The following is a 26,031-nucleotide window of genomic DNA, read 5'->3' on the forward strand; positions in this document are numbered from 1 at the left end:
GCAAACTCTTATATTGCTGCAAGGAAAATAACGAAAACCTAGCGTGACGATGCCTGCAATCAGCTCCAATGTTGGTCTTGCCTATGTGCGATTGAAGGAGGCGATCCTCTCCGGAAAGTTGCCACCAGATACCCGGTTGCTTGAACAGCAGGCGGCAGACTACCTCAATATGAGCCGGACGCCTGTTCGAGAAGCCATGTTGCTTTTGGAAAAGGACGGACTGGTGCACCTGAAACCGCGACACGGCATGGAGGTGCTGAGGTTCGGCCGTGAGGATATCCGGCAGATCTACGAGATCGTCGCGGCGTTGGAGCCGTTGGCATCGCGTCAATTGGCAGACCGACGCCCTAATCTAACAGATTTGAAGCCGCTTCAGGATGCGATGGAGATGATGTCCATCGCACAACGCCAGCGGCAAAACGCGGTTTGGGCGGCGGCAGACCGAAAGTTCCACCAACAGATTTTGTTTCTGAGCGGGTATGACAGGATGTATCCCATCCTTGATCAACTGTGGGATCAAACATACCGGGCGCGCATGTGTTTGCTGGAACGTACCGAGGATAACCAGTCCGCAACCCATGAACACAAGGACTTGTACGAGGCGATCCAATTCGGGCAGGGAGAGCTGGCCTATGCACGCCACAAGATGCATCTGGAGAACGAAAGCGCGCGTTTGCTGGCTGCATATGATGACATGCATCGCGCACAACAGCCCGCTGAATGAACAGAGTCTCAGCGGGCTGAAGCGGACGTTTTAATCTGCAACCCACAAATGGCCCGGCTTGCCCTTGGTGTAGCCATTGGCCAGTTGTCCGGGTAGGGGCAGGCTGGTGAGTTGGGCTTCACATTCTGCGCTATCGATACGGCCCGTTGCCAACGCGCGGAACGTCTTGGCAACCGACACCATGTCCACAGAATGGGGAGACAGGCGCAAACGCTTGATGTGTTTTTTCTCGATTTCGCTTTGGGTCAACGTGGTGGCATGCACGGTGTTCGACAGGGTCTGAATGCCATTGACCGCCAAGAAGTTCTGATCGTCGAGCGTTGTCACATCCATTCCGTCTGGATCTTGATCACAAATGAACTGGCAGTTGTCCTTGTGGAGTTTGTGCGCTCGCGCGTGATAACACCGAGCTGAAACCGCCAGGGGCAACCGACCGAACGCAAACAGTTCCATCTCGATCTCTGGCAGAGCCTTCGCGATGACTTCCACAGAGCTCAGCGGCAGCTCCACAGGTGGGCAAACGCCCTCCATGCCCATTCGGGCCAAAGTCTGGGCAGCACCCTCATTGTAAATGTTCATGAACGGCCCGGCGACGAACCGTTGCCCCTTTCGTGCCGCCACACCGGAGAAGTCGTTCACTTCCACCAAGCCGTCCCAATCGCTCAGGGCATCGATGGACTTGCGGTCCCGAACAGTAACGGGCAGGGCCAGCGTGGATACCACCACCGTCTTCCCTGCAGCCTGAAGGCGTTCAATGATCTGCGGATATACCTTGTCAGAGAACGGCATGCGTTTGCCGCAGACAACTTCTCCAACATATACACGCTCGATGTCGCTCTCATCGGCAATGCGGGCATAAAAGTCCAGCAGCTTTTCATTGGGCCAGTTAAAGAAGACTGGTCCCAGGGCTAATTCGATGTTTGTCATGTCTTACCGCCAAATCTTCTTGTAGGCACCGGTGGTCTCGCGGCCGCCTTCGGTCATGGAGGCCAGCATGGCCGACACTTCTGCTTCGGATGTACGTCCCTCACTCAAGCCATCAACGGCGGTGCGGAAGGCTTTCACAACCTGAGAAATGTAGGCCTTGCCACGTTGGCGGCCTTCAATTTTCACTGCTGTCACACCAGCCTTTTGCAGCTTCGGCAACAGGCTCGCTGCATTGAGGCTAACCGGATCTTCAAACAGGTAACTGGTCTCGCCCTGGGCGTTGAAGCGTCCCTTGCACAAGGTTGGGTAGCCGGCAGTTTCACCCTGACTGAAGCAGTCGATTGTGAACCCGCCCAATCTCGCCGACAACGTCGACCCATTGTCATTATAGTCTACATCGCCGGGAGGCGAGCAAACCCCGGTCAGATTGGGTGACTTGCCTGTCGCGTAGGAAGACAGAGCGCAGCGTCCTTCGGTCATCACACAGAGGCCGCCAAATACGAACACCTCGGTCTCGACGTCGATTTCCTTGTTCAGCTTGACGATCTCTTCAACTGACATCACGCGCGGCAGGACGACACGGCGCACGCCGAAGGTATCAGCGTAGAAATTGACTGCTTCCGGCGTTGCTGCGGCAGCTTGAACCGACAGGTGCAGACGCAAGTTGGGATGGTTCTCGGCAGCGTAGTCCAGAACAGCCAGATCGGCCGCAATGATCGCATGGGCACCTGAAGCGGAAACCGCATCCACGGCTTTTTTCCAAAGGTCCAGATCACCGGCGCGGCCAAACGTGTTCACCGCAACCAGCACATCAGCGTCATACCGGCGTGCAGTTTTCACGCCTGCATTCAGTTCTTTCTCGGAGAAGTTCAATCCCGGAAAGTTACGGGCGTTGGTTTCATTGCGGAAGCCGCAATAGATGCTGTGCGCACCGGCTTCGGCAGCAGCCTTCAGCGCGGCAGGCGTGCCTGCGGGGCACACCAGCTCCATGGTTCTGGAGGCAGTTGTGGTGTCCTGTTGCATAGGGTCAGGTCCTTGAATTCAGTGAGGTCACGCGCGTGACAAATGAGCTGATACTCAGGCGTTGACTTCAGGCGCGTGCAGATATCGGCGCATAGCAGAAAATGTTTTGTCTGCGGTCGAGTCCAGATGGTCGCGTAACGCGCCCTTGAACCCGAGTAGCTCGGCAGGTGTCAGGTCTGCTTCTTCCATCGTGTTACGCAGGGCAAGCACGGCGTCCGTGTCTCCGTCAATCACGAGGTCGCGGGTAAAGAACAAGGCGTCTCCGTCGTACGTGCCGTCCACCAGCCCAAGCAGCAGGATCAGCGGGCCAGAGATCCGTGCAGTGCCCTCAGGCATGTTTTTGCGCGCGATCATCTCGACACTGGCATGCTTGCCGTTTGGTATCAGGCGAAAGACATGTGGCAAATCGACCGGATTGATAATGAAGTGTGCATGGCGGTACTCATCCAATCGTTCGAACAGGTCGGGACGCTGATGCGCCAGACGGCGAACGGCTCGTGTGAGTACAAACCCCAAGGGCGGTGGCGGCGCAAACCGCAGTGCCTGTTGCAGAAACGGGGGGAACAAGCCGCGTTCGGGTTGGAATGTCATGCGAAAGCCTCCTTAAGCTTATCTTCCGTAAAAGCGGATCGCCAACCCTTCATTGATAGAGGTCAAGGACCCACCGCGGATCTGCCCTCAAATGGAGGTAATGAAAGTTCAAATTGCCGCAGCGCCTACCCTGCGGTTCTGGATCCTGTATGTACAAACGCACGAAGCCCCAGTTTGAAACGCTTGGCAGCTTTCTCCACTATCTCGAGGCCCGCGATCAACTCTGTACCGTTGCGCCCGATGTGTCGTTAAACGTTGAGGCGACGGAAATTCATCGACGCGTCATTGCGCAAGGTGGACCTGTTTTGAAGTTCACCGCGCCGGTAGCCACAAATGGTGTAAGGCCGCGCCTGCCATTGGTTACCAACGTGTTCGGAACACGAGAGCGGGTTGCCGCCGGACTCGGCTGCGATGTGGCGGACCTGCCCCGTCTTGGAGAGTTGCTCGCGTTTCTGCGCTCCCCAAAGCCACCTAAAGGCTTGAAAGGGGTGTGGGATGCCTTGCCGGTGGCCAAGGCTGCTTGGGACGCGCGGCCCAAAATGCTTGGCCGGTCCAAGGTCTTGCAAGATATGCCCCTCGATCTTGAGCAACTTCCGGTTCAAACGTGTTGGCCGGGGGATGCCGGTCCGCTCATCACCTGGGGCATTGTGATCACCCGGCCACCCGGTCCGGATGATCCCACGACGTACAATCTGGGGATTTACCGCATTCAGGTGATTGGCAAGAAAACCGCGATCTTGCGCTGGTTGGCCATGCGGGGCGGGGCGGCGCACCATCGCCTTTGGGCCGATCTTGGCAAGCCCATGCCTGTGGCGACAGTCATTGGCGCTGATCCGGCCATGGTGTTGGCAGCCGTCTTGCCGACGCCGTCAGATGTCAGTGAACTGACATTGGCAGGCTTGCTCGGCGGTCGGCGCCCCGATCTGGTGCCCTGCAAAACGTTGCCGCTGCATGTTCCCGCCAGTAGTGAAATCGTGCTGGAAGGCTTTGCTCAACCCGAAGAAACCGCCATTGAAGGCCCCTTCGGAGACCACACCGGTTATTACAACGAAGCGGAACCCTATCCGCTTTACACCCTGACCAGCATTCGTGCACGAGAGGACGCTGTTTATATGAGTACCTTTACCGGTCGCGCCCCTGACGAGCCCGCTGTCCTGTCGGAAACCATGAATGATGTGTTTCTGCCTGTACTCAAGCAGCAATTGCCCGAGGTGGTGGATTTGTGGCTACCGCCGGAGGCTGCCTCCTATCGGATTGCCGTTCTCAAGATCCGCAAAAGCTACGCCGGGCAGGCTAAGCGTGTGATGATGGGCATGTGGTCACTTCTGCCCCAGTTCACGATGACAAAAATGATCATCACGGTGGATGAGGACATCGACTGCCGGAACTGGAGCGATGTGATGTGGGCAGTGGCGACACGCATGGACCCATCTCGGGATTTGACGGTACTTGACCGAACCCCGGTTGATACGTTGGACTTCTCCTCGCCGCTCGAAGGACTGGGCGGAAAACTGGGCATTGACGCCACAACGAAGGTTGGTTCTGAAACATCGCGCGACTGGGCACAACGCATCGTTATGCCTGAAGAAATGGCCAAGGCAGTGGAGCAGCGCTGGGATGAGTTGTTCCCCAATGGGCTGCCGGGACCAAAGACAGGGGAGACACAGGAATGAGCCGCAAGATTGTTGTAGGCGTTACGGGGGCTTCAGGGGCAGTTTTGGCGTTTGAAGCGCTGAAACTTCTGGAGGCCATGGGAGTGGAAACGAGATTGGTCATCAGCCGAGGGGCTGCATATACCATTCAGCATGAACTGGGTGATGACGGCATGGACCGTCTTTGCGGTATGGCAACCACCGTTTATGAACCCGAGAACATGATGGCGCCGATTGCCAGTGGGTCATCGCCCGGTCATGGCATGATCATCGTGCCTTGTTCCATGCGCACGCTATCTGCCGTGGCTTATGGGTTGGGCGACAGTTTGCTCACACGTGCCGCTGATGTGACGCTGAAGGAGCGCCGGCCTCTGGTCATGGTAACGCGTGAAGCGCCGTTGCATTTGGGGCATCTGGAGGCAATGGAGAAGGTGACCCGCATGGGCGGTATTATCTGCCCGCCGGTGCCGCCATTCTACTCCATGCCGGAAACGCTTGAGGGTATGTACACTCAGATCGCCGCTCGAGCCGTTTCCACGCTCGGGTTGGAGCGTGTGGCTGCTTTGAAGAGTTGGGAAACACCGTAGGCCCCTCTTTTTTCAGGGGCTATCCGGATATATCGAACTTGCGGCATTGCGCTCAGAGCTTTTTAACAGCCACACCGTAGGATCTGGTTGCGAAAACCAAGATGCCTATCAAGGGCGCGATACATCCGGAGATCCCATCATGAAAATCCTCAGTCGTTCCGCAAGTTTGATCTGCGCTTCCCTGCTGTTCATTTCGTCGGCGAGTGCGGCCATTACCGTTGTCAACGAAGATCCCAGCATCTGTGAGATTCAGGTGGTTGTCGGGGCCAATGCGCCGGAAGGTCGGGTCCAGAATCTGGGGCAGCTTGAGGCGGACGAACGGCGCAGCTTTGACGCCTCCAAATTGTGTGTGCGCCGTACACTCGGCGACTCATGCGAGCCGGCCTATTCCGACTGGAAATGCTGTGAAGCCGAGGAAGGCGCGGACGCGCTTTGCCTGGTTCCCTGAGCCGTCAGGTTCGATTTTCCTCTTCTCCCCGCTGACAGGACGGTCGTCGAATAGGGCGCATGGCTTGTGCTCCACCGCCTCCATGGTCCCGTGCGGGTGTGCCCCTCCGCAGTTCTTGCGTAATTATACTTAAAGTTGCAAGATGATCGCTTAGCGGCGTGCCTGCGCCGAGGTGCGTACACGCCGTGCCGATAAAATTGCGGACAGGAGGGGATACTTTGAGAAAATTGTTTTACGCCGTGTCATTGGCGGCTGTCACCGGGCTGATGACAGGGTCGCTATCCTGGGCCCAGCAGGCGGCAGATGGCGTTGCACCGGAAATGAGCCATACTGCGGGTGCCACCAAGACTCTTGTTCGTGCCGATGAGTTTATGGTGTCCGCAGCCAACCCCTATGCAGCGCAAGCGGGCCAAGATGTATTGGGCAAAGGCGGCAATGCCATTGACGCCATGGTCAGTGTGCAATTGGTTCTCGGTCTTGTCGAGCCACAGTCCTCCGGCATCGGTGGGGGCGGTTTCCTAGTGTACTATGATGCGCAGAATAACCGACTGACTACATTTGACGGGCGTGAAACGGCCCCGCGTGCGGCCACGCCGCAGCTCTTTCAAACCGAAGACGGTGAGCCGCTGAAGTTTTTTGATGCGGTAGTCGGCGGGCGGTCTGTTGGCACGCCCGGCATCGTTCGTTTGTTGTATGATACACACAAGGAATACGGGGCATTGCCATGGGCGGACCTTGTCCAGCCTGCCATTGATCTGGCCGAGCAGGGTTTTGAAGTCTCGCCGCGCCTGAATGAGCTTGTCACCCGTGATCAGGAGCGCCTGTCTCGTTTTAAAGCCACGCGAGACTACTTTCTGCCCGGCGGCAAGCCTTTGGAGGTCGGCAGCATTCTGACCAATCCGGCCTATGCAGCCACCTTGAAGGCAATTTCCGAAGGCGGGGCGGATGCGTTTTACAAGGGCCCAATTGCCGCGGACATTGTGGAGGCAGTGCGTACTGTCGAGAATAATCCAGGTGTTCTCAGTCTTGAAGACTTCAGCTCATATCAGGTGAAGGAACGCACGCCCGTTTGTGCCGAATACCGTCGCTACGAAGTGTGTGGCATGGGGCCGCCATCCTCTGGGGCTCTCACCCTTGGTCAGATACTCGGCATGGCAAACCAGTTTGATCTGGCGGAGTTGGGTCCCGAAAATCCGCAGGCATGGCGCATTATCGGTGATGCGTCTCGGCTGGCCTTTGCAGATCGGGGCCGCTACATGGCCGACAGTGACTTTGTGCCAATGCCCAGCTCGGGTTTGGTCAACAATGGCTATCTTGCGGCACGCGCCGAGCTGTTGCAGCGAGAAGACGCCCTGCCAGGAAAAGCCGTTGTTCCCGGCACCCCCACATGGGATCATGCTCATCTGCTTGCGGATGATGAAAGCATCGAGCTGCCTTCGACCACACACTTTTCCATCATTGATGCCGCTGGCAACGCCGTTTCAATGACGTCGTCTGTCGAAAACGGCTTCGGGTCCCGGCTCATGAGCAATGGTTTCATTCTGAATAACCAGCTCACGGACTTCTCGTTCCGCTCGCACAAGGATGGTGTGCCGATTGCGAACCGTGTGGAGCCAGGCAAACGTCCGCGCTCGTCCATGTCGCCCACAATTGTCCTGCAAGACGATCAGCCCTACATGCTGATCGGTTCGCCCGGTGGCAGCCGCATTATTGGTTACACAGCCAAGACCATCATTGCCCACATTGACTGGGGCATGGACATTCAGGAAGCCATTGAGTTGCCCCATGCCGTCAATCGGTTCGGCACCTTTGACGTGGAACAAGGCACTGGCGCAGAAATGCTTGCACCGGCGTTGGCTGAGATGGGGTTTGAGGTCAACCTGCGTGATCTGAACTCGGGTCTGCACGGCATAGTCATAACGCCAGAAGGCCTTGAAGGAGGAGCCGATCCCCGCCGTGAGGGTGTCGCGATCGGTAGGTAACCGTCATGACAATAAAAACCGTCGGTGAGTGGTATACTCACCGACGGTTTCATCCCGATATGACGAAGAAATTCGTCTGAAGCACGGGCTGGTTCTTGCTCCAGAAAGCGTCACGACGGTTTTTCGTAGACTTTTTTGCCGTTTACGTAAGTAGCTGCAATGGCGCGGTCATCTCCAAGGATCATCTGGGTAAACAGCGCTTCGGTCAGGGTGTCCGCGTAGCTCATGCGATGCCGGATCAGTTCCGTGGAATGCATGTCTATCACAGTAATGTCTGCCTCCATGCCGGGCATCAGATTCCCGATCCGGTCCTCCAGATAAAGGGCCTTGGCTGATCCCACCGTGGAAAGATAATAGGCTTGTGCCGGATGCAATGAATACCCGCGCAACTGTGCAATTTCGTAGGCTGTGCGCATGGTGGACAGCATGGAAAAGCTTGATCCTCCGCCCACATCGGTTGCCAGCCCCACGCGGAAAGGGTGTGCCCCATAATGGGCTTCCTTCACATCAAACAGGCCTGAGCCGATAAAGGTGTTGGAGGTCGGACAATGGGCAACGCCTGTACCACTCTCGCTGATAACGGCCCGTTCCCGGTCAGACAGGTGAATTGCATGGCCCAAGATGCTGCCTTTGCCCAACAGGCCAAAATGCTCATAAACACCAACGTAATCGGTGTGGTCTGGATAAAGGGTTTTAACCCACTCTATCTCCTTGAGGTTTTCCGAGGTGTGGGTCTGCACCAGTGTTCCGGGATGCTCCTTCCACAAAGCCCCTGCCGCCTCTAGTTGCTGGGGTGTTGAGGTAGGGGCAAACCGCGGCGTGATGCAATAGAGGTTGCGCCCCTTGCCATGCCAAGCCTCAATCAGCCTCTTGCTGTCGTCATAGCCAGACTGGGCCGTATCCCGCAAGTTGTCAGGGGCGTTGCGGTCCATCAGCACCTTGCCGGCGATCATCCGCATGGAAAATGTGGAGGCGGCTTCAAACAGAGCCTCGGCCGATTCCGGATGTACCGTGCAGTAGACAGACGCGCTGGTAATGCCATTGCGGAAGCTTTCGGCCAGATACACATTTGCGGCGGCTTGGGCGTAGGCTTTGTCGCGGAATTTGGCCTCAGCCGGGAAAGTGTAGGTGTTTAGCCATTCAATCAGTTGCGTCCCGTAGGATGCAATCACCTCGCTTTGAGGATAATGTGCATGGCAATCGATGAAGCCCGGCAGAATGAGTTTACCGCTGTGGTCTTCAATAATCGTGCCTTCGGGCAACGTGCCCATCAAATCGTCTGCCTGCCCAACGGCATGGATAAGACCGTCTTGAATGACAATCAGGCCATCTTGCCAATCGGTTATGGCACTTGTCGGATCTTCGCAGAAGGGACTCGCGTTAAACTGCAGCACATGGCCGCGCAAAGCGCGGGGCACGTCTGATCTACCTGTCATCGGCCTGCCTTTTGTCTGTGTTCTCAGATGATGGCACATTAGCCCAGAGGTTGCGTGACCTGCCAGTGCATCTACGGCGCTTTTGCAGCAAAAACCTATGAAAGGTGCCGGAGGTAAACGCAGGTCACACGTTTAATCATTGGGTTGGCGCGATTGAAATCTCAATCATGAGGTCGCCAGCAATGGCCTCAAGCGCTTGGGACAGGGCTTCAGGCGTCACCGAATCGGGCAGTACCACTTCTGCGGTGGCCTTGAACAACAGCTCTCCACTCATGGAGCCGGGTTCTACAATGGATTCAAGTGTTTCGATATTAACACCCAGTTCCGCAAACACGGCAGAAACGCGGCTGATCATGCCAGGTTGCTCCTGTCCAATCAGAGACACCACCGCAGGTGTTCCTTCGATCCCGTCGCCCGCACTGGCATCATGAAACGTGATCGTGAGACCTTGATCGGTCAGGGAGGCAATGTCCTCGATCAGATCTCGCTCCTTGTCTGGCGCAACGGAGACACGCAGAATTCCGGCAAAATGGCCGCCAAGGCGGGATAGGGAGCTATCAATCCAACTGGCACCGTGATCGGCGATTTTTGCGGACAATAATCCGACAAGTCCGGGACGGTCATCCGCAAGGACTGTGAGTATCAATTCCTTGTTCATTCTCGGTCACTCCAATTGGCCTTTCGGCGTTCACTATCGCATCCGGCTGGGCGCAAACCATGGTAGCGCCTCGCCATACTACTCAAACAGGCTTGCACCTGTTGGTAAAGGCAAGCTTGGCAGGAATTGACCGAGGAAGTGCTTGCCACAGGGTTCAGCGTGAGATGGCAACTGCCTGTCTTGTTGTCTTTTTCACGCGCGCGCTATCTCCCCTGCGGTGTGGATGCATCGGCTGCCGCTGTGTTGGTTCCGGTTGTCATGCGCTGAAAAACGCCGTCCTTGGCGATAAGCCAGTGATACAGCGCGCCTGCGATGTGCAAGACAATGGCGACCGCCATCAAGATGCCGAGTGCGGTATGGAAAGAGAACAAGACCTCAGATAACGCTTGGTCCTTGGCAACGATTGGCGGCAGAACAAACAGATTGAATACCGAAATTGGCGCGCCGAATGCTGAAGTGGCAACCCAGCCAACCAATGGGTTGACCAGCAGGATCAGGTAGAGCAGGCCTTGGGTTGATTGGGCCAGTGTGCGTTGCCAGATCGGCAGACTGGACGGTAAAGGCGGCGCGGGTACGACAAAGCGGTACATCAACCGTATCGCCGTGATTACGAACAACACCACGCCCATGGAGCGGTGGAAGTCGAACAATGTATTCTGCAGGGCTCCCGAGCCGATGTTAACCATCACAATACCTGCGGGCACCATCGTAAGAACACCCGCTGCGGTGATCCAATGAATGACACGTGCTGTAACACTATAAACCTGTGGTGACTGCATTTCCGTCCCCTGGTCTGGAATGGGTGATTGCTCTCCCGTTTCTTAAGAACTCGACAGCTCTCTATTCATAATATACCACTAATGTAACGTAGCGTCATTGAGCATGTGTACTCAGGTTTATCAAGGGACTAATCAATGAATATTCAGCGGCCGTTGGCTAAGTCTGTCGCAGGCGTTCTGACCCCCGCTCAATGGCAAGAAATACTGAAACTCAGGGATACAGCGCGCGTTCCGGAACAGGATGGGTACGTTCAAAGCTTTGCCTCATTGTGTCAGGCGTCTACGCAAGTTCTGGTTGGACAGCTCGGGCAATCCGTCGACGGGAGAATTGCCACCGCGTCCGGAGACTCCTTTTATATCAACTGTGAGGAGGCCTTGGATCACCTCCACTGTCTTCGAGCTTTATGTGATGCGGTAGTGGTTGGTGTGGGGACGGTTGTAGCGGATAATCCGCAACTGACCGTTCGGCGAGTTGAAGGACCGCAGGCCACCCGCGTGGTGATTGATCCGAACGGGCGCATCCCATTGGAAGCCAGGCTTCTACACGACAAGGCGGCTCCAACCATCATATTGACGCGCGAGGGCGTCACGATGGACGTGCCCGAACATGTCGAGGTGCGCCATGTCAGGCCCGATGAAAATGGTCGGCTGTGTTGCGAGGCCATCGCGGCGGCGTTGACGGATTATCGACGCATTCTGATAGAGGGCGGAGCTTGTACAGTGTCACGGTTCCTGCAGGCCGGTTTGTTGTCACGGCTTCACGTCCTGGTGGCCCCACTCATTATCGGATCCGGTCCGACCGGCATTCAATTGCCGCCGCTCAATCGGTTGGCTGATGCGCCGCGGCCTGCCGCCTCCATGTATCAACTTGGCATCGACTGGCTGATGGATCTTGATTTGCAGTAGGATGGGGCGCTGTATTACGGGCGTGGAAGTGCGACCAGATCCGTATGGCCGACCACTACCTTGCAGTCTGCGCTCTGGCTGAGCGAGATCCGTTCTCGTTTCCAGTCCTCGGCGAGTTGAGTTGGGATGCCCATTTCAACGGCCGCACCGGACCATCCCCGAACCAGATCTCGTAGAAGCGCCCCATGTTGGCCCGTCAGCACCCAATCAGAAGGGGCCGTTTGGACGTCGTATCCATATTGTTTGAAAAGCGCAGCGCAGGTATCTGCTGCTGTGGGCCCCAGCGCGAGGCCAAAGCCTTTGTCCGTGCGTTGGTGCATGTTGACCGCTTCGATTAAGACAGCGTCATGTCGGTGTTGAGGGGCAAATGTCACGGTTCCGTTGTAGCTGAGAGTTGCCAGAAACGGCAGGCGAGCCGCTGTAATTGCCTTCACCAGCTGTGTCATCCAGCTACGGCTTACCAGATCGAGAAAGGCGGTCGTGACAAGACCATCGGCCTTCGAAAAGTGGTTGAATGAACTTGGATCGCTCAGGTCGGCAAGTTGGCAGGTAACTTGAACATTGGCCTCCGGTGGTGGCTGGATCTCTTCCAGAAGCGCCTGATCGTGGTCCATTAGTGTCCAGTGCTGCGGCTTGGGGAGCTTGTCACGCAACACGGCGAGGTTTGCGCCGGTACCACTTGCAAGATCAATGAGCCTTAAGGGAGCCTCATTTTCGCGACCGGCCGCCAAGAACGAGAGAAAGGCCTCTTCGATTTCAGGGTTGCGCGATTGACGGTCCACCTCGCGTCTCAGTGCAAGCCAATCAGCAGCAAAGCCGGTCATAAAAGTGCCTCCAGCGTGTTTGACAGCAGGGCGCCCTGCTCGGACCATGTCGGCAGAGCCGAACCTGCGGCTGCCGCCCCCTGCGCTTTTTCCGCGCGTAATCTTGTATCTACTAGCATAAGTTTTAAAGCTTGGCGAAAACTTGCGGCTTGACCCTCGGAGCAGAACAAGGCTGCCGCAGCCGGTACAGTGTTTCTGACTGCGCCGCGGCCGCTGGCCACGATCGGCAAGCCTGACAGCAACGCTTCGGCAAATGCCATGCCGTAGCCCTCATAGTGACTTGCCAGGGCAAAAATCGATGCGCGGTCGTAAAACCGGCTTAATTCGTGATCGGCCACCGAGCCATGAACGGTTACTCGCTGCTCAAGGTGATGCTCGGCGATCAGGTCTTGCAAGCGCTGGGCGAAGGCTTCGTCACATCGCGTATCGCCAACCAGATCGAGGTGCCAGTCAAGATCCGTCAGGCCGCTCAGCGCTTCCACCAACACGTCTTGACCCTTGCGTGGAATAAGCGAGCCGACACAGAGCAGCGATGGCGGCTCGGAACGTAAGTCCGGAGGATCAGGCCGTGGAAGCGGATTCGTACCGGGCAGGATCGCACGCAGCGCGGATGTGGGAACATCGAAGGTGTCCCGAACTTGTGCGAGGGTGGCGCTACTTGTGGTAATGACGCGCCGTGTATATTGCAAAGCCTCTTTCTCGCGTTGGAAAAAGGCCTCCGCAACATCCGAGGAAAGTCCGTCCTCCAGATAGAGCGGGTGATGGACCAGCGCGACCAGTTTTAGCCGCTGCTGATGCTCCCTTGCGATTTCTGGTATGACACCAAAGGCAAGGCCATCACAAACCACGATCTCTTGATCGGGCAGGGCGCGGAACCGAGCTTCCGCATCAAGCCGTGCCAGGCCGCCACATAGTGGAAACTCATCGGACAAAGCAACGCGCGAGACGGCCCACCCCAAGCGCTCAAGCTCGTTCATCATTCGGCGGTCATAGCGATAACCACCCGTTGGGCGATCCAACGACCCCGGATAAACGAAGCTGAGACGCCGTGATTTAATCATGATGGATTTCTGAGGCCGTGAGCGGTGCTTCAAAGGACGCGTTTGCCACATCGGATTCACTCAAGGTGACACAGATGCGATCCAGTTCCGAAGGCTCCCGGCCTAACTTGTGCAAGTACACCGCGTCACAAATTCTCTGAAAGATATACCCCGCCATATATTCTGTTGTTGTCACCACACCCTGAAACTGAGGCAGCTCATCGAGGTTTTGGTAGTTGAGGGGTTCCAGCACTTCTTCCAGTGCAGACATGGCCTTGCCCATATCGACGACAAGTCCGTTTTTATCCAGGTTTTGTGCAAAAAAACGCACACGAACGCAATAAGTCGCGCCGTGTAACTGTTGCGCCGGTCCGAACACATCCCGTGGCAAACTGTGGGCAATCATGATGCGATTTTTGACTTCAACGGTGTACATGCGTCCTCCCTGTCCGGTTCAGGTATAGGCCAATGGCTGGCACAATGGGGGTTGCGCGCTACTGAAGACTGCCGGTAGATCCCGCGGCGCGTCTTCAAAGCGGATCGGTTCTGCAAGAAGCCGGTCCAAGATTGAATTGTTTAACAGTTTCAAGGCGGTTTCAAGTCGTTCCCGATGAGTGACGCGGTGGCGCATCGGCTTGGCTACATGGCCAACTTGGGAACTGATCAATTGTAGCCGCCGTGCGTGAAAATCTTCACCCAGATAGACCGGCACGGCCTGTGTGCCGTACCAGGATAGTTCGACAACAGGGCCCTCGGTACGAGCGCACCTGAGTGCAGCGGCAAGGCCGCCTCCCGTGCCGCTACAATGAAATACACTATCAAATTCAGTAGGTTCGGGCGGATTTTCAGAAAATGTACAGCCGAATGCAGTGGCAATGTCCGCGCGGCTGGGTTGGCAGTCGATGAGATGAACTCGTGTCTCGGGTATCTGCTTGCACAAAAAAGCAATCAGGCTGCCGACGGCTCCCGCGCCGACGATCGCAACTCGTTGCGCAGGCAGTATTTGTGCATCCCAAACCGCATTCAGCGCAGTTTCCATGTTGCTCGCCAAAACAGCGCGCAAGGGGGGGACATCTTCTGGCACATCGACCACTTGATCGCGCGAAACGGTACATACGTCCTGATGAGGATGGAGCACAAAACAGAGTGCGTCCGTATCAGATCGCCGGCCGACCAGACTGTAGCCGTATTTGACTGGAAAGGGGAAGGTGCCTGCCTGCATGGGCGCCCGCATGCGATCCCATTGTGAGGGGGGCACCTGACCGCGATAGACCAGAGCTTCCGTACCGCGACTTATGCCACTAAAAAGTGCAGTCACGCGAACTTGGTGGCTATTCGGTTCGGGGGTTATTTCTTCTTTTATTTCAATATTTTGGGGGGACTTGTACCAAAGTGCCCTTGCGTTATAAGTCATGCTTTTTTACGTAGTGTGCCTTCGGTTTTGCAAAAAGATGCCCTAGAGAAAGCTAAGAAAGACAATCTATACGAATCTAAACTAGAGTAGATACCGCCAATATACAGGGTGTGGTCTACAATCCAAATGACCATACCATCGGAGAATTATCTCCCACCCTCATTGAGGTAGTCTGACTGTGCAAGCCCACCGTCCCCCAAGCATAACCTGTCGACGTGTCATCTTCGGTCTGCTCGTTCTGTTCAGTTTGGCCGTAATGGCTTCTCTCATGGCCTTTGTACTGGCTCCGGGCGGGTTCAATGGCGTCAAACTTGCGCTGCTGACGTGTTTCCTGATTACGTTGCCGTGGTTGGTGGTTGGTTTCTGGCATGCGGTTATCGGCTTTGGCATTATGGTTTTTGCGCGTGATCCTGCGGGTCTCACATGTCCGATTGATCCGGCCGGCGCGTCTCAAGGCATTCCTGAAAGGGCGACAGCATTGTTGTCCTGCATTCGCAATGAAAATGTGCAGGAGGTCGAGCGGAAACTGGATGCGATGGTGTCCGGTTTGGTGACCCGTAGCGTAGAAGAAGGTTTTGCTCTCTACGTACTCAGCGATACAAGCGATGATCGGATTGCCGAGGAAGAGGCAGAGATCTTTGAGGCCATGCGTCAGCGGTGGCACGGACGCATCAGCGTTGTGTACCGGCGGCGCACGGTAAATACTGGCTACAAAGCCGGTAATATAGCCGATTTTTGTGCTCGTTGGGGGCATTTGCACCGCTACGCAATCACCCTGGATGCAGACAGTTATCTCGCCCCTGAGACACTGGTGGCCTTGGTTCAGCGAATGGAAGCCAATCCGCAAGTGGGCATCTTGCAGACGCTGGCCGTCGGTTTGCCCAGCAAGGCGCTATTTGCCAGGGTGTTCCAGTGGGGCATGCGCCTTGGGATGCGCTCCTACACGCTGGCCGCTGCTTGGTGGCAGGGCGATTGCGGACCCTACTGGGGGCACAATGCAATCCTTCGCTTGGAACCGTTCCGCACGCAGTGCATGCTGGATCCATTGCCCGGTCGAGGTCCGCTCGCTGGGGCGATTTTGAGCCATGATCAAATCGAGGCCGTTTTGATGCGCCGGGCCGGGTTCGAGGTGCGGGTATGGCCGGTTGAGGACGGGAGTTATGAGGAAAATCCTCCTAACCTGATTGAATACGTGCGTCGTGACCTGCGGTGGTGCCATGGGAACCTTCAGTATGTGAAGCTGCTGACGCTCAAAGGCCTGAAGCTCGTTAGCCGTATACAGCTTCTTATGGCAATTCTGATGTACGTCAGCTCCATAGCGTGGATGGCGTTTATCGCAATCACGGTTTACGCATCGCTTGCCGCGCCACCGGAAACCCTGCAATTCGATAGTGGGCTGGGAATGGTCATGTTTGCGGTGGTGATGACCATGGTCTTTGCACCCAAGGCGTCCTCCCTTTGCTACGTCATGATGAGTACAAACCGGCGTAAAGGGTTTGGAGGCGGTGCGAGAGTTGCAATAAGCGCAATTTGTGAGGTTGTCTTTACCATGCTCCTTGCGCCTTTGATGGCAATCACCCACACCCTGTTTGTTATCATGCTGTTTGCGGGTGCCCGTGTAGGCTGGCAGCGACAGGAGCGCCTGCCCAAAGGCGTTGGCTGGGCCATGGCCATGAGGAAGTTCTGGCCGCAGTTCGGGTTGGGATGTCTTGGCATTTGGTGGGCGAGCCAGTTTCCGCTTGCCATGCAATGGCTGTTTTTGCCAATCGTGACAGGCCCGGCCCTTGTGTTGCCCCTTACGGTTTTCTCGTCAATGCCCTCCCTCGGAGCGATCGCGGATCGCTACGGCTTCTGGAGGTTGCCTGAAGAAAGAGAAAAGCCCGCCGAATTTCGGCTGTTGGAAAACGGAGGGCTTGCTGCTGAAGACCTGCAACAATCAGGGCCTGCGGTTTTGCCTCGATAATGGTGAGATGCTGACGGTCGCTGGCTCTGTCGTGATGTGATCATTGCCACAGAACGAGATGTGGCACATTTTTTCTTAGCTAGACTTTCCGTGGTCCGCGCCAAGGATTTCCTTTGTACCAAGCGACTACATAAGCCACGGCCACAAGGCCGGCAAACCCTGCGAAGTTGGTAAAAAGCTCAGTGAGCATCGTTTTGCCCCCTAATGCCTCATCCCGAATGATGGAAAGGGTTTGGGCGAGAACAAGGCTGGCCAGAAACACTGCCAGTGATTGTTGGCCTACTTTCTGTACGACCTTGACAATCTGACCCCACCATCCGGAGGACAACAGGCGATTGCCCGCTTCACCGACAGCTATCCAAGACAAATAGGCTAAGGCAAGAAAATGGGCGTATCGGAATAGTCCGAATTCTGTCTTGGCGGTGAAGGGCCGCAGATCCCGTGCAATTTCCAGAAGCACTGGGTAGACGTGGAAGAGACGGAAATAGGAGAACGGTACTGACAGCACCAAAACGGCAATGGCGATGTAAATCAGTGAACGGGAGACTGGCGGTGCTGGTATCCAGCCGCGCATGAACGCAAAACCTGTAAAAAACAGCAGTTGCCAAGCGAAAGGATTGAAAAACCAGCGTCGATCTGTCCACGGTTCTGCAGGTAAATCAAGATAGCGAAATGTAGCTGCCAGCCAAAGTACCCCCATCACGCCAAACACTGCAGGCACGCCGCCCAACTTGTGGGCAAGCATCATCACCGGCATCAACGCCAGGATGACCAGGTACATGGGCAGAATGTCAAAGTAATTCGGCACATAGGTGAGTGTGAGCATGCCCGGAATGTTGAACACCGGGTCTTCGAAAAGGTGCCAGAGATTCAGCCGGCCTACATAGTCAAAGCCGACAAGGCCGTGGATCTGCAAGAAGGCCAACCAACCGGCGAGAAGCAAGAGCAGGGCAATATGGGCCCAATAAACCTGCCAGACACGGAAGGAGACTCGAGCAGTTCCCATCCACCAACCTCGTTCTTCAAATACCTTTCCAAACGCGATGGCCGATGCCATGCCAGAGCAGAATACGAATATTTCTGCGGCATCAGAAAATCCGAACCGCGCAGGGATCCAGAGCGTCCACGTATTGCCGGGCGTATGGGCCACAAAAATGATGAACATCGCCAGGCCTCGAAAGAAATCGAGCCGAGGATCTCGGGGGCGGATGGTCGTGGCTGCGGTGGCCGCCGTCGGTTGGTGCTTGTTCAACTGCTGGGTCTTTGTATGTGTGGTTGTGATGAAACTACTTACAAGTTACGTTAAGAAAGGCTTGAAATAAACCGCTATTTACCTTGGAGTAGCGCGCAGGTTCGCATCCTGCATAACGGTGCTGGCTTTGGACATGCTGCCAGCACGGCCGGACCGGCTTTTGGCGTAATTGTCAAATGCGCCCCGCAATGTAGTTCGTTCCGCAATCAAGGCCTGTGCTTCCTCCGCCAAACCGGCATTGAGGGCCGCTTCAATCAGCAAACGGAAAAAGACATCGCGCTGGGCATGACTTCCGCCAATCTCTTGCAGATGTTCGTGCGCCGCTTTCAAATGTACGAAGGCCGAAAAGTAGTTGTTGCGATTAAAGTCCAGAATACCCTCAGCCGCCGGTAAGCCGGACCGTGCGGTGATCGCCCCCAACTCGCCCAGCCCTTGCTCTGCAGTTGCCTGCATCCGCTTGAGCATCGAGTCCGCATCCCTGAGGTGATTGCTGCGTGCCAGCGCCATCAGGTAGTGCAAGTCCGCAAACACGTTGCACCCATCATTCATTCTGCGCGTGGAAAGTGCGGCCAGCTCTTCCCATCTTCCACCAACATTCACACCTTCCAGCTCGAGCCGCATTAACATGGAGGCACCATTGGAAATGTCTCGGTAGTCGTCGGTATGGTCAGCACGTATCTTGGAATCGTAAAGGTCAAGGACTCGGTCGGTATTCCCCTTGTCCAGATGCAGCAGGCCCAAATGCCACCAAACGTGGTAGCCGAAGTTATTGCAATGGGACCAGCCTTGCGGGTGGGCATCAAGCCATTGAATGCCCTGATCGCTTTCTCCGCACATGTCATAAACATGCGCCACGGCATGAAGTCCCCAGGCATCATCGGGCTGGTGTTCCACTGCTCCGCGCCCTGTGCGTTCTGCAGCGCCATACTCTCCGGTTTCTTCAAGGGCGAATGCGTGACACCCCTTGATGAAGCCATAAGCGGCATGGTTCGGAGTATAGGCATTCAGCACCGTTTCTATGGACCGGCGCATTTGAACGGGTTGACCCAGAACAAAGCGAATGGCGTGAATGAGTTTCACGAGCAGTGCGTCTTCCGGAAATTCGACAAGGGCAGTGTCGAGTTCATCAGCTGCACGACTTGGCCAGCCCTTTGTCCAATGGCGCAGCGCCTGTACATAGGCGGTCTCTCGGCGCGTCAAAGGCGTTTCAAGGCTGCTCTTCTCGGCAAGTGTAAGAGCTTCTTGGGCCACAGCCAACAATTCCGAGCGTCCAAGAAGCAGGTTGAAAAACCCACGGGCGGCTTGCGCCAAAGCAAATGATTGATCTTCCTGTAATGTTTGCGTCAAGTATTCGGGTGTAGCAGCCCCATGCGCAAGAAATGCCATGACGGTTTTGTTCCATGGTGGCACCGCATCTGCGTTGGTGACTGTCACGTCGTATCCGAATTGGTCAGTCACTCGCATGGGCCGATTCCGTCAATTGCGTGTGTGGTACATGAAAACAGGTGGGTGTGTCGCAATTGGGAAACTCCCACTTTCAAGCGCCAGCCAACATTCCGAAATTGAGAGATGACTAGCAAAACACAAACTGGTGTGTGCGTTGTGTTCAGTATGAACCGGACCAACCGGGCGGGCCAACACCCGAAAAGCCCGTGGGTAACGAAGGGTTTGCACATAACATTTTGAAAACTATGTAGTTTTGTGGTGGTGTTTTTGCGGTTTTGTGAAATGCAACTGTGTATAAAGTTTATTATTTCAATCACATTTGTCACTTGGCGTTAGTTTAGTCTTTTTCATCTTTAGTTGATGTGCTGGAGTTCACTAGAAAGCAACAAGATGAACAGGACAGATGGTTCCAGCGCATGACACCCCATCGACCGAGCCTGCACCAGAGCCTCAATGGGCCGTTATCGGTGTTGGGTTGCTTGTCATGTTGTTTCTGGGTCTCTCCGCATTGCGGGTTGGCGAAAATGCCACATTTCCTGCGGTTCTCATTGGAATAGCTGCCGGTGTCAGCCTGTACAAGGCCAGCTTTGGTTTCACGGGCGGGTGGAGACTGGCTGTCGAAGAGCAGCGCACCCGACGCTTCCGGGCGCAGTTGGCTCTCATCTTGCTGGTATGCGTGATCAGCTTCCCTTTGCTTGAACATGGTTCACATATTGGATTGTCAACCGGAGGTTTCGTGTTCCCGTTTGGGATCAGTGCTGCCATCGGTGCTTTCTTGTTTGGTATCGGCATGAGGATGGCGGGCGGCTGCGGTTCCGGGACTCTCTTCACCCTTGGCGGTGGGTCAATGCGCATGCTGGTGACACTTGGCAGTTTTGTCGCTGGATCCGTTGTGGCAACGGCCCATTTGCCGCTGTGGCGTGAATTGCCGGCGCTTCCGGCTTTTTCTCTGGTTTCTGCGTTCGGTGCTGGGTGGGCGTTGTTTTTGACGGCGTTAACTCTTGGTGTTGTCGCATTGATTGCAATTGGAATTGAGAAGCATCGCTATGGAGAACTGGAGACTTCTGATACGCATGCCCCGCAACAAACGGGGGTGTGGTCTCCGGAGCGTGGTGCAATGGCGCTGGCGCTTACTTGCATCGCGACATTCATGTTCTTGGGGCGCCCTTGGGGCATTACATCCGGCTTCTCCTTGTGGGGCGCAAAGGTCCTTCATGCTGTTGGTATTCCAGTTGAGAACTGGCCATATTGGGAGGACCGGATGGCGGCGGTGCATGCCCCGCTGTTTGCTGATACCACCTCGCTGATGAATCTGGGCATTATGGGCGGAGCGCTGATGGCCGCTGGTCATGCGGGCCGATTTCGGCCCACGCTGAACCTTTCGCAGACCGACCTGATGCTGGCGGCAGCCGGAGGCATGTTCATGGGATATGGCGCGCGTCTGGCGTATGGCTGCAACATTGGAGCTTACATTGGTGGTATTACCAGCGGATCTTTGCATGGTTGGTTATGGCTGGTGTGCGCGCTTACTGGTTTTTGGGTGGTGAGCCGAGCAAGCACTTTCGTGTACGGTCGGCGCGTAGGCTGTGACGAAGCAACCAGTAATCCCAGATAGAGAAATGGGAGCAAGCTCATGTACCTTATGCGAGTGATCTTCTTGTGCTGCGGACTCGTTTTGGCGGGTTTGCCCAGTCATGCCGGGCAAGGATTTGATGCTCCCGAGGGATGGCGCGTTGTTGGCACAGAGAAATCCTATGGGGATTTGGTGGAGGACCTCAAGGCAGCCATATCGGCCGAGGATATGGGAATCGTAACACAAGCCAGTGCATCTGTTGGGGCCGAGCGGCAAGGCATCGCAATCCCGGGCAATACCGTGATTGGTGTATATCGCAATGACTTTGCGCGGCGCATGTTGGCAGCCTCGGTTCCGGCTGGAATTGAAGCCCCCATTCGGTTTTACGTGACCGAGAATGCGGACAAAACGGCTACGTTGTCATGGAAACCCCCGAGCTTTGTGTTTGAGCCCTACATCGATAGTGGCGGTGATGAGTTGATTGGCCTTGCGCAGGAGTTGGACGTCATTTTTTAGCGCATTGCGGACAGAGCAATCAAAAATGAGTAGGGTCTACAACAGATCGTCATAGGCGCGGCGGTCGATGCGGCAGGCCAGAATGGTGAAGGTATCGCGCTTCAAAGCCGCTGTTGCCTCTCGCGCAAGTGTGTCCGTATCTTCAATCCAGACACCATGGCCGCCAAAGGCATGGGCGAGTGCGGGAAAGTTCGTTTCTTCGAAGTCAACGCCGAGGTTTGGATGTTGAGATTTGCGTTGCTTGAGCTCAATCAATGACAGGCTGCGGTCTACCAAAACGCAGAGAATGACGGGCAACCCCGCATCGCGTAGTGTCGCCAGTTCACCAAGGCCCATTTCCAGCCCTGCATCGCCGACGAACACCAACACCGGCGTTTCCGGGGATGCCATCTTGAACCCGGCTGCCAATGGCAAGGCGCAGGCCATGGTGCATAATGCAGAACTTTGCAGCATGTGCCGAGGCGCGGGACAGCGCCATATCTGGCTGGCCAGAATACGATGGGCGCCGCTGTCCGCTGTTGTCACTGTTGTTTGGGGCATTACACGGCGCAAGCAGTGGATCACGCTTGCTGGTCCCCATCCGGATGGCTCAGGTGCAAAGGCTTCATTCAGGTTCCGCTGCACCTGTTGCAGAGCCAATTCAGGCTGCCGTTCTGTTAGTTCTGTGCATGCCTGCGCCAGAGCACACAGTATCGCCTTGATGTCTCCGATGACACTACAGTTTACCCGGTGCATTCCGTGGGTCCGCTCCACGGGGGAGATATCGATCACTTCGGTTGTTTCAGGCCAAGGGTTGCGCCAGTTAATGCGCATTTCGATGGGGTCGTAGCCGATCAATAGAACGAGATCTGCGGCCGCTACTTCAGGCAACAAAATGTGGTCCGCCTTTGGCGACAAACCAGCCCCGCCCAAAGACAGCGGATGAGACTCGTCCATGAGACCCTTGCCCTTGTAGGTGGTGATCAATGGCAGGCCCATCTTTTCACAAAGGGTACGCACGGCATCACCTGCACCGGCGTTCACAGCATCAACACCGGCAATGGCCAAAGGTCGTTTGGCGTTGGCCAGGCGGCCGACCACATCTCGGATCACGGTACAGTCAGGGGTCGAGCGTACTGCGGAGGGTAGGTGGCTTGGCTGAATGGTCTCTTCGGTTTCCATCTCCGCAACAGAAATGGGAACGTCAATGTGCACCGGACCAGGTTGGCCGGAAAGTGCGAGCGATATGGCCTTGTCCATGATCACGTTCAATGCGCCGGTTGTGGCCCGAAAGCTTCCCTTCACCACAGGGGCGAGCAACTCCTGATGATTGAAGATCTGATGGGTGTAAGTTTGGGCATCGACGCTGTCTACGCAGCCGCTGAGAAAAATCAGCGGCACCTTGTCCTGAAAGGCATTGGCCACGGTGTTAACGGCATTTGCCACGCCGGGGCCGATGGTAGCCAACAAGATCGCAGGGGCGTCCTCTCCCTTTGTTGCCATTGCATGCCAACTTCCCTCAGCCATGAAGCCACCGGCATTCTCGTGTTTTACCAGTGAAAACCGGATTCCCGCTTTGTCCAGCGCATCCATGAGGGCGAGAACTTCTCCGCCGGGAATGCCGAACGCATAACGGGCACCGGAAAGAGCCAGCTTGCTTGCAATCAGATCAGCACCGCGCATTACTTGTCCTCTTCCATTTCAATGATGTGTGCATTGGCCAGGCCCTCGAGGCTTGCGGCATCAAGTTCCAGCAGATCGCTCAGAACCTGTCGTGTATCGGCGCCGCGTATGGGTGGGGCATGGCGATAGGTGACGGGTGTCCGGCTCAGCTTGATGGGACTGCCAATCAGGTCCATATGCCCATCACGGGCAGCAGGATGGGCCATGGAAATCCGCATTTCTCGATGCAATATCTGCGGATCGTTGAATACATCATCCAGATTGTTGACTGGCCCACAGGGAACCCCGGCGGCTTCGAGGCTTTCGATCCAGTCCTTGCGGCAGCGTTGAACAGTGATTTGGCGCAACAAGGGCACAAGTTCCCGGCGGTTCCGCACCCGGTCCGCGTTGCGAGCAAAGCGATCATCCGTGGCAAGATAACCGGTTCCGGCAACCGCACAGAAACGTTGAAACTGGGTGTCATTTCCGACGGCAAGAATGAAGTCCCCGTCTGATGCCGGGAATGTCTCGTAAGGGACAATGGTGGGGTGTCCATTGCCCAGACGTCCCGGAACCACGCCCGAAACAAGATACCCAACGCCTTGATTGATAAGCCAAGCGATCTGTGTGTCCAGCAAGGACATGTCAATATGTTGTCCCTGATTGGATTTGTGGCGCTCATGCAGGGCCGCAAGCACCGCGTTGGCTGCATACTGACCGCACACGAAATCTGCTATGCCAACACCGACTTTGGTCGGGCTGCCCCCATCTTCATCTGTTTGGCCGGTCAAAGACATGATGCCGCCCATTCCCTGGATAAGGAAATCATAGCCGGCACGGTGTGCATAGGGGCCGGTTTGCCCGAACCCGGTAATGGAGCAATAGATGAGACGCGGGTTGATCAAGCTCAGCGCTTGATAGTCCAATCCCTTTCGTTGCAGATCGCCAACCTTGAAGTTTTCAATGAGGATGTCGGCTTTTTTTGCCAAAGCCTTGACCAGATCCTGCCCCTGCCGTGTCGACAGATCCAGCGCAACAGATTGTTTGTTGCGATTGGCAGACAGGTAGTACGCACTCTCGGATGTGTCTTCTCCTGCCTCATTCTTGAGAAAGGGCGGCCCCCATCCCCGTGTGTCATCCCCCTTGAAAGCCCGCTCTATCTTGATAATCCGCGCACCGAGATCGCCCAGCATTTGCGAACAGGTTGGTCCCGCCAAGATGCGTGAAAGATCGAGCACAATCAGCCCATCCAAGGGGCCGCATGTCGAGGATGGTTGGTCTGGATGTGACACGTTTGGGCCCCCAAGGTTTTTCGCATGGGCTTGAAAGAACCCACATGCTACCGGCTTTCATGATGGGGTGCGGTCGCTTTTCTTCACGTTTTCGGGAGCGGTGCTGCCCCAGCTCATCTTCTTGACGGATGTTTTGAAACCTCGCAACCCTTGCTAAGCCGGAGGTGCCGGGGCAGCCCCTTTTTTATAACTGACGTTGCGTTTTCAAATGACTAATTCCAATCCCCTTCAGTCGGGATATTCAGGGTTTCGCCGCAGTGTTTGCAGTGAACAGCATCCGGATCGTGTCGGTTGAGCCCACAGCTTGGGCAAGTGTACTTGACCTTTGCGGGACGAAAAATGGTCTGGATCAGTCGTAGAAACAGGGCCACACCGAAAATCATGATCAGTATCGTAACAAAACGGCCCATGGTGTCCGACATGGTGATGTCGCCAAAGCCGGTTGTGGTCAATGTGGTCACAGTGAAGTAAAGAGCATCCATGAAGTTGTTGATTGAAGGGTTCAAGTGCCCTTCAAGCACATAAACGACTGCAGAAACAACAAACACGAAGACGATGAGGTTGATGGCTGAATGGATGATTTCTTCATTGCGCCGGAACCATTTCGACATCTCTCTCAGTTCGCTTACCATGCGGTATGACCGCAACAGGCGCAGCATGCGCATCACACGCAAGAACCCCAGATTATCAACGAAGGCTGATGCGAACAGCGATGCGATTACGATCAGGTCCGTAATGGCGGTAATCTCCAGCGCGGCTCGCCAAGGGCGCATGGTCATGAATAGGCGCAGGATATAGTCCGCCAACAAAACAACGCCGATAATGTAGTCCAGCGTGTGGTTTTGTGACTCGATACCCAATGTTGCGGCATAGACAAAGTAACTGATGGTTATCAGATCAAACCCCAATAGCCCCAGACGCCAAGCATTGGAGTAGGGCTCGGAGCCGAAGTACAGCTTGCGCAAACGGGTGCGAGCAACCTCAATGATGCTTTTCTGGTGATCGTCTTCTGTCACTGTGCCACCTTTTCTGACTACTGTGTTTATGCAGTCCTCAAGCTGTATAATCGACTCACCTTGGTAGTGATTGAGCAGTAAACTCTCTGGTTGCGCATCCCCAGCATATCACGCAGTCTTACAGCCGTAAGTGCTCTAAGTGTATTTGCTTCATCTCTATGCTTTGGGGGTTGATATTCGCCAAAGAATGTAGAGGAATATCGATTATGTGATATTGATCACGGGACAGGAGGCGACAGTTAAGGTAAACGGCGCAACAGTGCCGAACTTATGAGACGTTTCCAGCCTCTAGGGCTTTTGTACAGCACCTGTTTCATGCGGAGTTTTTGCCCTTCCAACGC

At 55.5% G+C, this 26,031-nt stretch carries 24 protein-coding genes; 9 read left to right on the forward strand and 15 right to left on the reverse strand.

Translation table 11 applies throughout. The features are described 5' to 3' along the window. Window positions 1–49: 49 nt before the first annotated feature. Window positions 50–724, forward strand: a complete 675-nt coding sequence (locus G512_RS19985; protein ID WP_051268892.1) for a GntR family transcriptional regulator — start codon at window positions 50–52, stop codon at window positions 722–724. A 30-nt stretch (window positions 725–754) separates the two neighbouring features. On the opposite strand, the gene ubiV is transcribed toward G512_RS19985, so the two are convergent. From ubiV to ubiT, 3 genes are all read right to left on the reverse strand, one after another. Then, window positions 755–1,651 carry a ubiquinone anaerobic biosynthesis protein UbiV gene (ubiV, locus tag G512_RS0104590; protein WP_028480696.1) on the reverse strand — a complete coding sequence of 299 codons (897 nt, stop codon included), beginning with the start codon at window positions 1,649–1,651 and terminating at the stop codon, window positions 755–757. Between the two features lie 3 nt (window positions 1,652–1,654). After that, entirely contained in the window at window positions 1,655–2,641 is a 987-nt protein-coding gene (ubiU, locus tag G512_RS0104595; protein WP_028480697.1) for a ubiquinone anaerobic biosynthesis protein UbiU, read from the reverse strand. A gap of 87 nt (window positions 2,642–2,728) precedes the next feature. Then, window positions 2,729–3,265 carry a ubiquinone anaerobic biosynthesis accessory factor UbiT gene (gene ubiT, locus G512_RS0104600; RefSeq protein WP_028480698.1) on the reverse strand — a complete coding sequence of 179 codons (537 nt, stop codon included), beginning with the start codon at window positions 3,263–3,265 and terminating at the stop codon, window positions 2,729–2,731. A gap of 149 nt (window positions 3,266–3,414) precedes the next feature. On the opposite strand from ubiT, the gene G512_RS0104605 reads away from it, so the two are divergent. The 4 genes from G512_RS0104605 to ggt all read left to right on the forward strand — a co-directional run bounded on the left by G512_RS0104605 (window position 3,415) and on the right by ggt (window position 7,934). Then, window positions 3,415–4,938 carry a UbiD family decarboxylase gene (locus tag G512_RS0104605; protein WP_028480699.1) on the forward strand — a complete coding sequence of 508 codons (1,524 nt, stop codon included), beginning with the start codon at window positions 3,415–3,417 and terminating at the stop codon, window positions 4,936–4,938. Next, on the forward strand, window positions 4,935–5,504 hold the full coding sequence (locus G512_RS0104610) for a UbiX family flavin prenyltransferase (RefSeq protein WP_028480700.1): 570 nt from the start codon (window positions 4,935–4,937) through the stop codon (window positions 5,502–5,504). Before G512_RS0104605 ends, G512_RS0104610 begins: the two co-directional genes overlap by 4 nt. Window positions 5,505–5,643: 139 nt before the next feature. Next, window positions 5,644–5,952 (forward strand): hypothetical protein, encoded by a 309-nt coding sequence (locus G512_RS0104615; protein WP_073833132.1) that lies wholly within the window; start codon window positions 5,644–5,646, stop codon window positions 5,950–5,952. Window positions 5,953–6,218: 266 nt separating this feature from the next. Next, entirely contained in the window at window positions 6,219–7,934 is a 1,716-nt protein-coding gene (gene ggt / locus G512_RS0104620) for a gamma-glutamyltransferase (RefSeq protein WP_051268931.1), read from the forward strand. 110 nt (window positions 7,935–8,044) lie between these two features. On the opposite strand, the gene guaD is transcribed toward ggt, so the two are convergent. The 3 genes from guaD to G512_RS19990 form a co-directional block, all read right to left on the reverse strand. Continuing rightward, complete coding sequence (gene guaD, locus G512_RS0104625) at window positions 8,045–9,370, reverse strand: guanine deaminase (protein WP_028480703.1); 1,326 nt, start codon at window positions 9,368–9,370, stop codon at window positions 8,045–8,047. A gap of 136 nt (window positions 9,371–9,506) precedes the next feature. Beyond that, the gene (locus tag G512_RS0104630) at window positions 9,507–10,028 is read right to left on the reverse strand and encodes a glycine cleavage system protein R (RefSeq protein ID WP_028480704.1); all 522 of its coding nucleotides are present in this window, start codon (window positions 10,026–10,028) and stop codon (window positions 9,507–9,509) included. A gap of 203 nt (window positions 10,029–10,231) precedes the next feature. Next, a complete protein-coding gene (locus tag G512_RS19990; protein ID WP_051268900.1) occupies window positions 10,232–10,807 on the reverse strand; it encodes a cytochrome b in 576 nt (191 codons plus the stop codon). A gap of 135 nt (window positions 10,808–10,942) precedes the next feature. Here G512_RS19990 and G512_RS0104640 point away from each other — a divergent pair, with 135 nt between their 5' ends. After that, entirely contained in the window at window positions 10,943–11,713 is a 771-nt protein-coding gene (locus G512_RS0104640) for a RibD family protein (protein WP_051268902.1), read from the forward strand. Window positions 11,714–11,727: 14 nt separating this feature from the next. Here the strand turns inward: G512_RS0104640 and G512_RS0104645 are convergent, their stop codons facing one another. From G512_RS0104645 to G512_RS0104660, 4 genes are read right to left on the reverse strand one after another with little or no spacing between them, the layout of a single operon-like run. Then, window positions 11,728–12,537 (reverse strand): hypothetical protein, encoded by an 810-nt coding sequence (locus G512_RS0104645; protein WP_028480706.1) that lies wholly within the window; start codon window positions 12,535–12,537, stop codon window positions 11,728–11,730. Next, the gene (locus tag G512_RS0104650; protein WP_036488460.1) at window positions 12,534–13,598 is read right to left on the reverse strand and encodes a glycosyltransferase family 4 protein; all 1,065 of its coding nucleotides are present in this window, start codon (window positions 13,596–13,598) and stop codon (window positions 12,534–12,536) included. The genes G512_RS0104645 and G512_RS0104650 overlap by 4 nt, the downstream gene beginning before the upstream one ends. Further along, entirely contained in the window at window positions 13,591–14,013 is a 423-nt protein-coding gene (locus G512_RS0104655) for a 6-pyruvoyl trahydropterin synthase family protein (protein ID WP_028480708.1), read from the reverse strand. The genes G512_RS0104650 and G512_RS0104655 overlap by 8 nt, the downstream gene beginning before the upstream one ends. A gap of 18 nt (window positions 14,014–14,031) precedes the next feature. Next, a complete protein-coding gene (locus G512_RS0104660; RefSeq protein WP_081657361.1) occupies window positions 14,032–14,895 on the reverse strand; it encodes a zinc-dependent alcohol dehydrogenase in 864 nt (287 codons plus the stop codon). 274 nt (window positions 14,896–15,169) lie between these two features. Between G512_RS0104660 and mdoH the strand changes: the two genes are divergently transcribed. Further along, complete coding sequence (gene mdoH / locus G512_RS19995) at window positions 15,170–16,954, forward strand: glucans biosynthesis glucosyltransferase MdoH (protein ID WP_036488463.1); 1,785 nt, start codon at window positions 15,170–15,172, stop codon at window positions 16,952–16,954. 79 nt (window positions 16,955–17,033) lie between these two features. Here mdoH and G512_RS0104670 read toward each other — a convergent pair whose 3' ends face one another. Further along, the gene (locus tag G512_RS0104670; RefSeq protein ID WP_073833096.1) at window positions 17,034–18,206 is read right to left on the reverse strand and encodes an OpgC family protein; all 1,173 of its coding nucleotides are present in this window, start codon (window positions 18,204–18,206) and stop codon (window positions 17,034–17,036) included. Between the two features lie 78 nt (window positions 18,207–18,284). Further along, window positions 18,285–19,670, reverse strand: coding sequence for a tetratricopeptide repeat protein (locus G512_RS0104675; RefSeq protein WP_028480711.1), 1,386 nt, complete (start codon window positions 19,668–19,670; stop codon window positions 18,285–18,287). Between the two features lie 385 nt (window positions 19,671–20,055). Between G512_RS0104675 and G512_RS20000 the strand changes: the two genes are divergently transcribed. Further along, window positions 20,056–21,267 carry a YeeE/YedE family protein gene (locus G512_RS20000; RefSeq protein ID WP_073833093.1) on the forward strand — a complete coding sequence of 404 codons (1,212 nt, stop codon included), beginning with the start codon at window positions 20,056–20,058 and terminating at the stop codon, window positions 21,265–21,267. An 18-nt stretch (window positions 21,268–21,285) separates the two neighbouring features. Further along, the gene (locus G512_RS0104685; protein WP_036488469.1) at window positions 21,286–21,741 is read left to right on the forward strand and encodes a DUF302 domain-containing protein; all 456 of its coding nucleotides are present in this window, start codon (window positions 21,286–21,288) and stop codon (window positions 21,739–21,741) included. 36 nt (window positions 21,742–21,777) lie between these two features. Here G512_RS0104685 and G512_RS0104690 read toward each other — a convergent pair whose 3' ends face one another. The 3 genes from G512_RS0104690 to G512_RS0104700 form a co-directional block, all read right to left on the reverse strand. Beyond that, window positions 21,778–23,403 carry a thiamine pyrophosphate-binding protein gene (locus tag G512_RS0104690; RefSeq protein WP_028480713.1) on the reverse strand — a complete coding sequence of 542 codons (1,626 nt, stop codon included), beginning with the start codon at window positions 23,401–23,403 and terminating at the stop codon, window positions 21,778–21,780. Then, complete coding sequence (locus G512_RS0104695) at window positions 23,403–24,674, reverse strand: CaiB/BaiF CoA transferase family protein (RefSeq protein WP_028480714.1); 1,272 nt, start codon at window positions 24,672–24,674, stop codon at window positions 23,403–23,405. The genes G512_RS0104690 and G512_RS0104695 overlap by 1 nt, the downstream gene beginning before the upstream one ends. 212 nt (window positions 24,675–24,886) lie before the next feature. Further along, window positions 24,887–25,690 (reverse strand): ion channel, encoded by an 804-nt coding sequence (locus G512_RS0104700; protein ID WP_228130472.1) that lies wholly within the window; start codon window positions 25,688–25,690, stop codon window positions 24,887–24,889. Window positions 25,691–26,031: the final 341 nt, after the last annotated feature.

It is taken from the genome of Pseudovibrio exalbescens DSM 16456 (genome assembly GCF_000422785.1).
GTDB classification, from domain to species: domain Bacteria; phylum Pseudomonadota; class Alphaproteobacteria; order Rhizobiales; family Stappiaceae; genus Pseudovibrio; species Pseudovibrio exalbescens.

Excerpts from the sequence above, each read along its gene's own strand:
- G512_RS19985 (WP_051268892.1), top strand. The coding sequence starts at position 50 with ATGCCTGCAATCAGCTCCAATGTTGGTCTTGCCTATGTGCGATTGAAG.
- ubiV (WP_028480696.1), bottom strand. The coding sequence starts at position 1,651 with ATGACAAACATCGAATTAGCCCTGGGACCAGTCTTCTTTAACTGGCCC.
- ubiU (WP_028480697.1), bottom strand. The coding sequence starts at position 2,641 with ATGGAGCTGGTGTGCCCCGCAGGCACGCCTGCCGCGCTGAAGGCTGCT.
- ubiT (WP_028480698.1), bottom strand. The coding sequence starts at position 3,265 with ATGACATTCCAACCCGAACGCGGCTTGTTCCCCCCGTTTCTGCAACAG.
- G512_RS0104605 (WP_028480699.1), top strand. The coding sequence starts at position 3,415 with ATGTACAAACGCACGAAGCCCCAGTTTGAAACGCTTGGCAGCTTTCTC.
- G512_RS0104610 (WP_028480700.1), top strand. The coding sequence starts at position 4,935 with ATGAGCCGCAAGATTGTTGTAGGCGTTACGGGGGCTTCAGGGGCAGTT.
- G512_RS0104615 (WP_073833132.1), top strand. The coding sequence starts at position 5,644 with ATGAAAATCCTCAGTCGTTCCGCAAGTTTGATCTGCGCTTCCCTGCTG.
- ggt (WP_051268931.1), top strand. The coding sequence starts at position 6,219 with ATGACAGGGTCGCTATCCTGGGCCCAGCAGGCGGCAGATGGCGTTGCA.
- guaD (WP_028480703.1), bottom strand. The coding sequence starts at position 9,370 with ATGACAGGTAGATCAGACGTGCCCCGCGCTTTGCGCGGCCATGTGCTG.
- G512_RS0104630 (WP_028480704.1), bottom strand. The coding sequence starts at position 10,028 with ATGAACAAGGAATTGATACTCACAGTCCTTGCGGATGACCGTCCCGGA.
- G512_RS19990 (WP_051268900.1), bottom strand. The coding sequence starts at position 10,807 with ATGCAGTCACCACAGGTTTATAGTGTTACAGCACGTGTCATTCATTGG.
- G512_RS0104640 (WP_051268902.1), top strand. The coding sequence starts at position 10,943 with ATGAATATTCAGCGGCCGTTGGCTAAGTCTGTCGCAGGCGTTCTGACC.
- G512_RS0104645 (WP_028480706.1), bottom strand. The coding sequence starts at position 12,537 with ATGACCGGCTTTGCTGCTGATTGGCTTGCACTGAGACGCGAGGTGGAC.
- G512_RS0104650 (WP_036488460.1), bottom strand. The coding sequence starts at position 13,598 with ATGATTAAATCACGGCGTCTCAGCTTCGTTTATCCGGGGTCGTTGGAT.
- G512_RS0104655 (WP_028480708.1), bottom strand. The coding sequence starts at position 14,013 with ATGTACACCGTTGAAGTCAAAAATCGCATCATGATTGCCCACAGTTTG.
- G512_RS0104675 (WP_028480711.1), bottom strand. The coding sequence starts at position 19,670 with ATGCGAGTGACTGACCAATTCGGATACGACGTGACAGTCACCAACGCA.
- G512_RS20000 (WP_073833093.1), top strand. The coding sequence starts at position 20,056 with ATGGTTCCAGCGCATGACACCCCATCGACCGAGCCTGCACCAGAGCCT.
- G512_RS0104685 (WP_036488469.1), top strand. The coding sequence starts at position 21,286 with ATGTACCTTATGCGAGTGATCTTCTTGTGCTGCGGACTCGTTTTGGCG.
- G512_RS0104690 (WP_028480713.1), bottom strand. The coding sequence starts at position 23,403 with ATGCGCGGTGCTGATCTGATTGCAAGCAAGCTGGCTCTTTCCGGTGCC.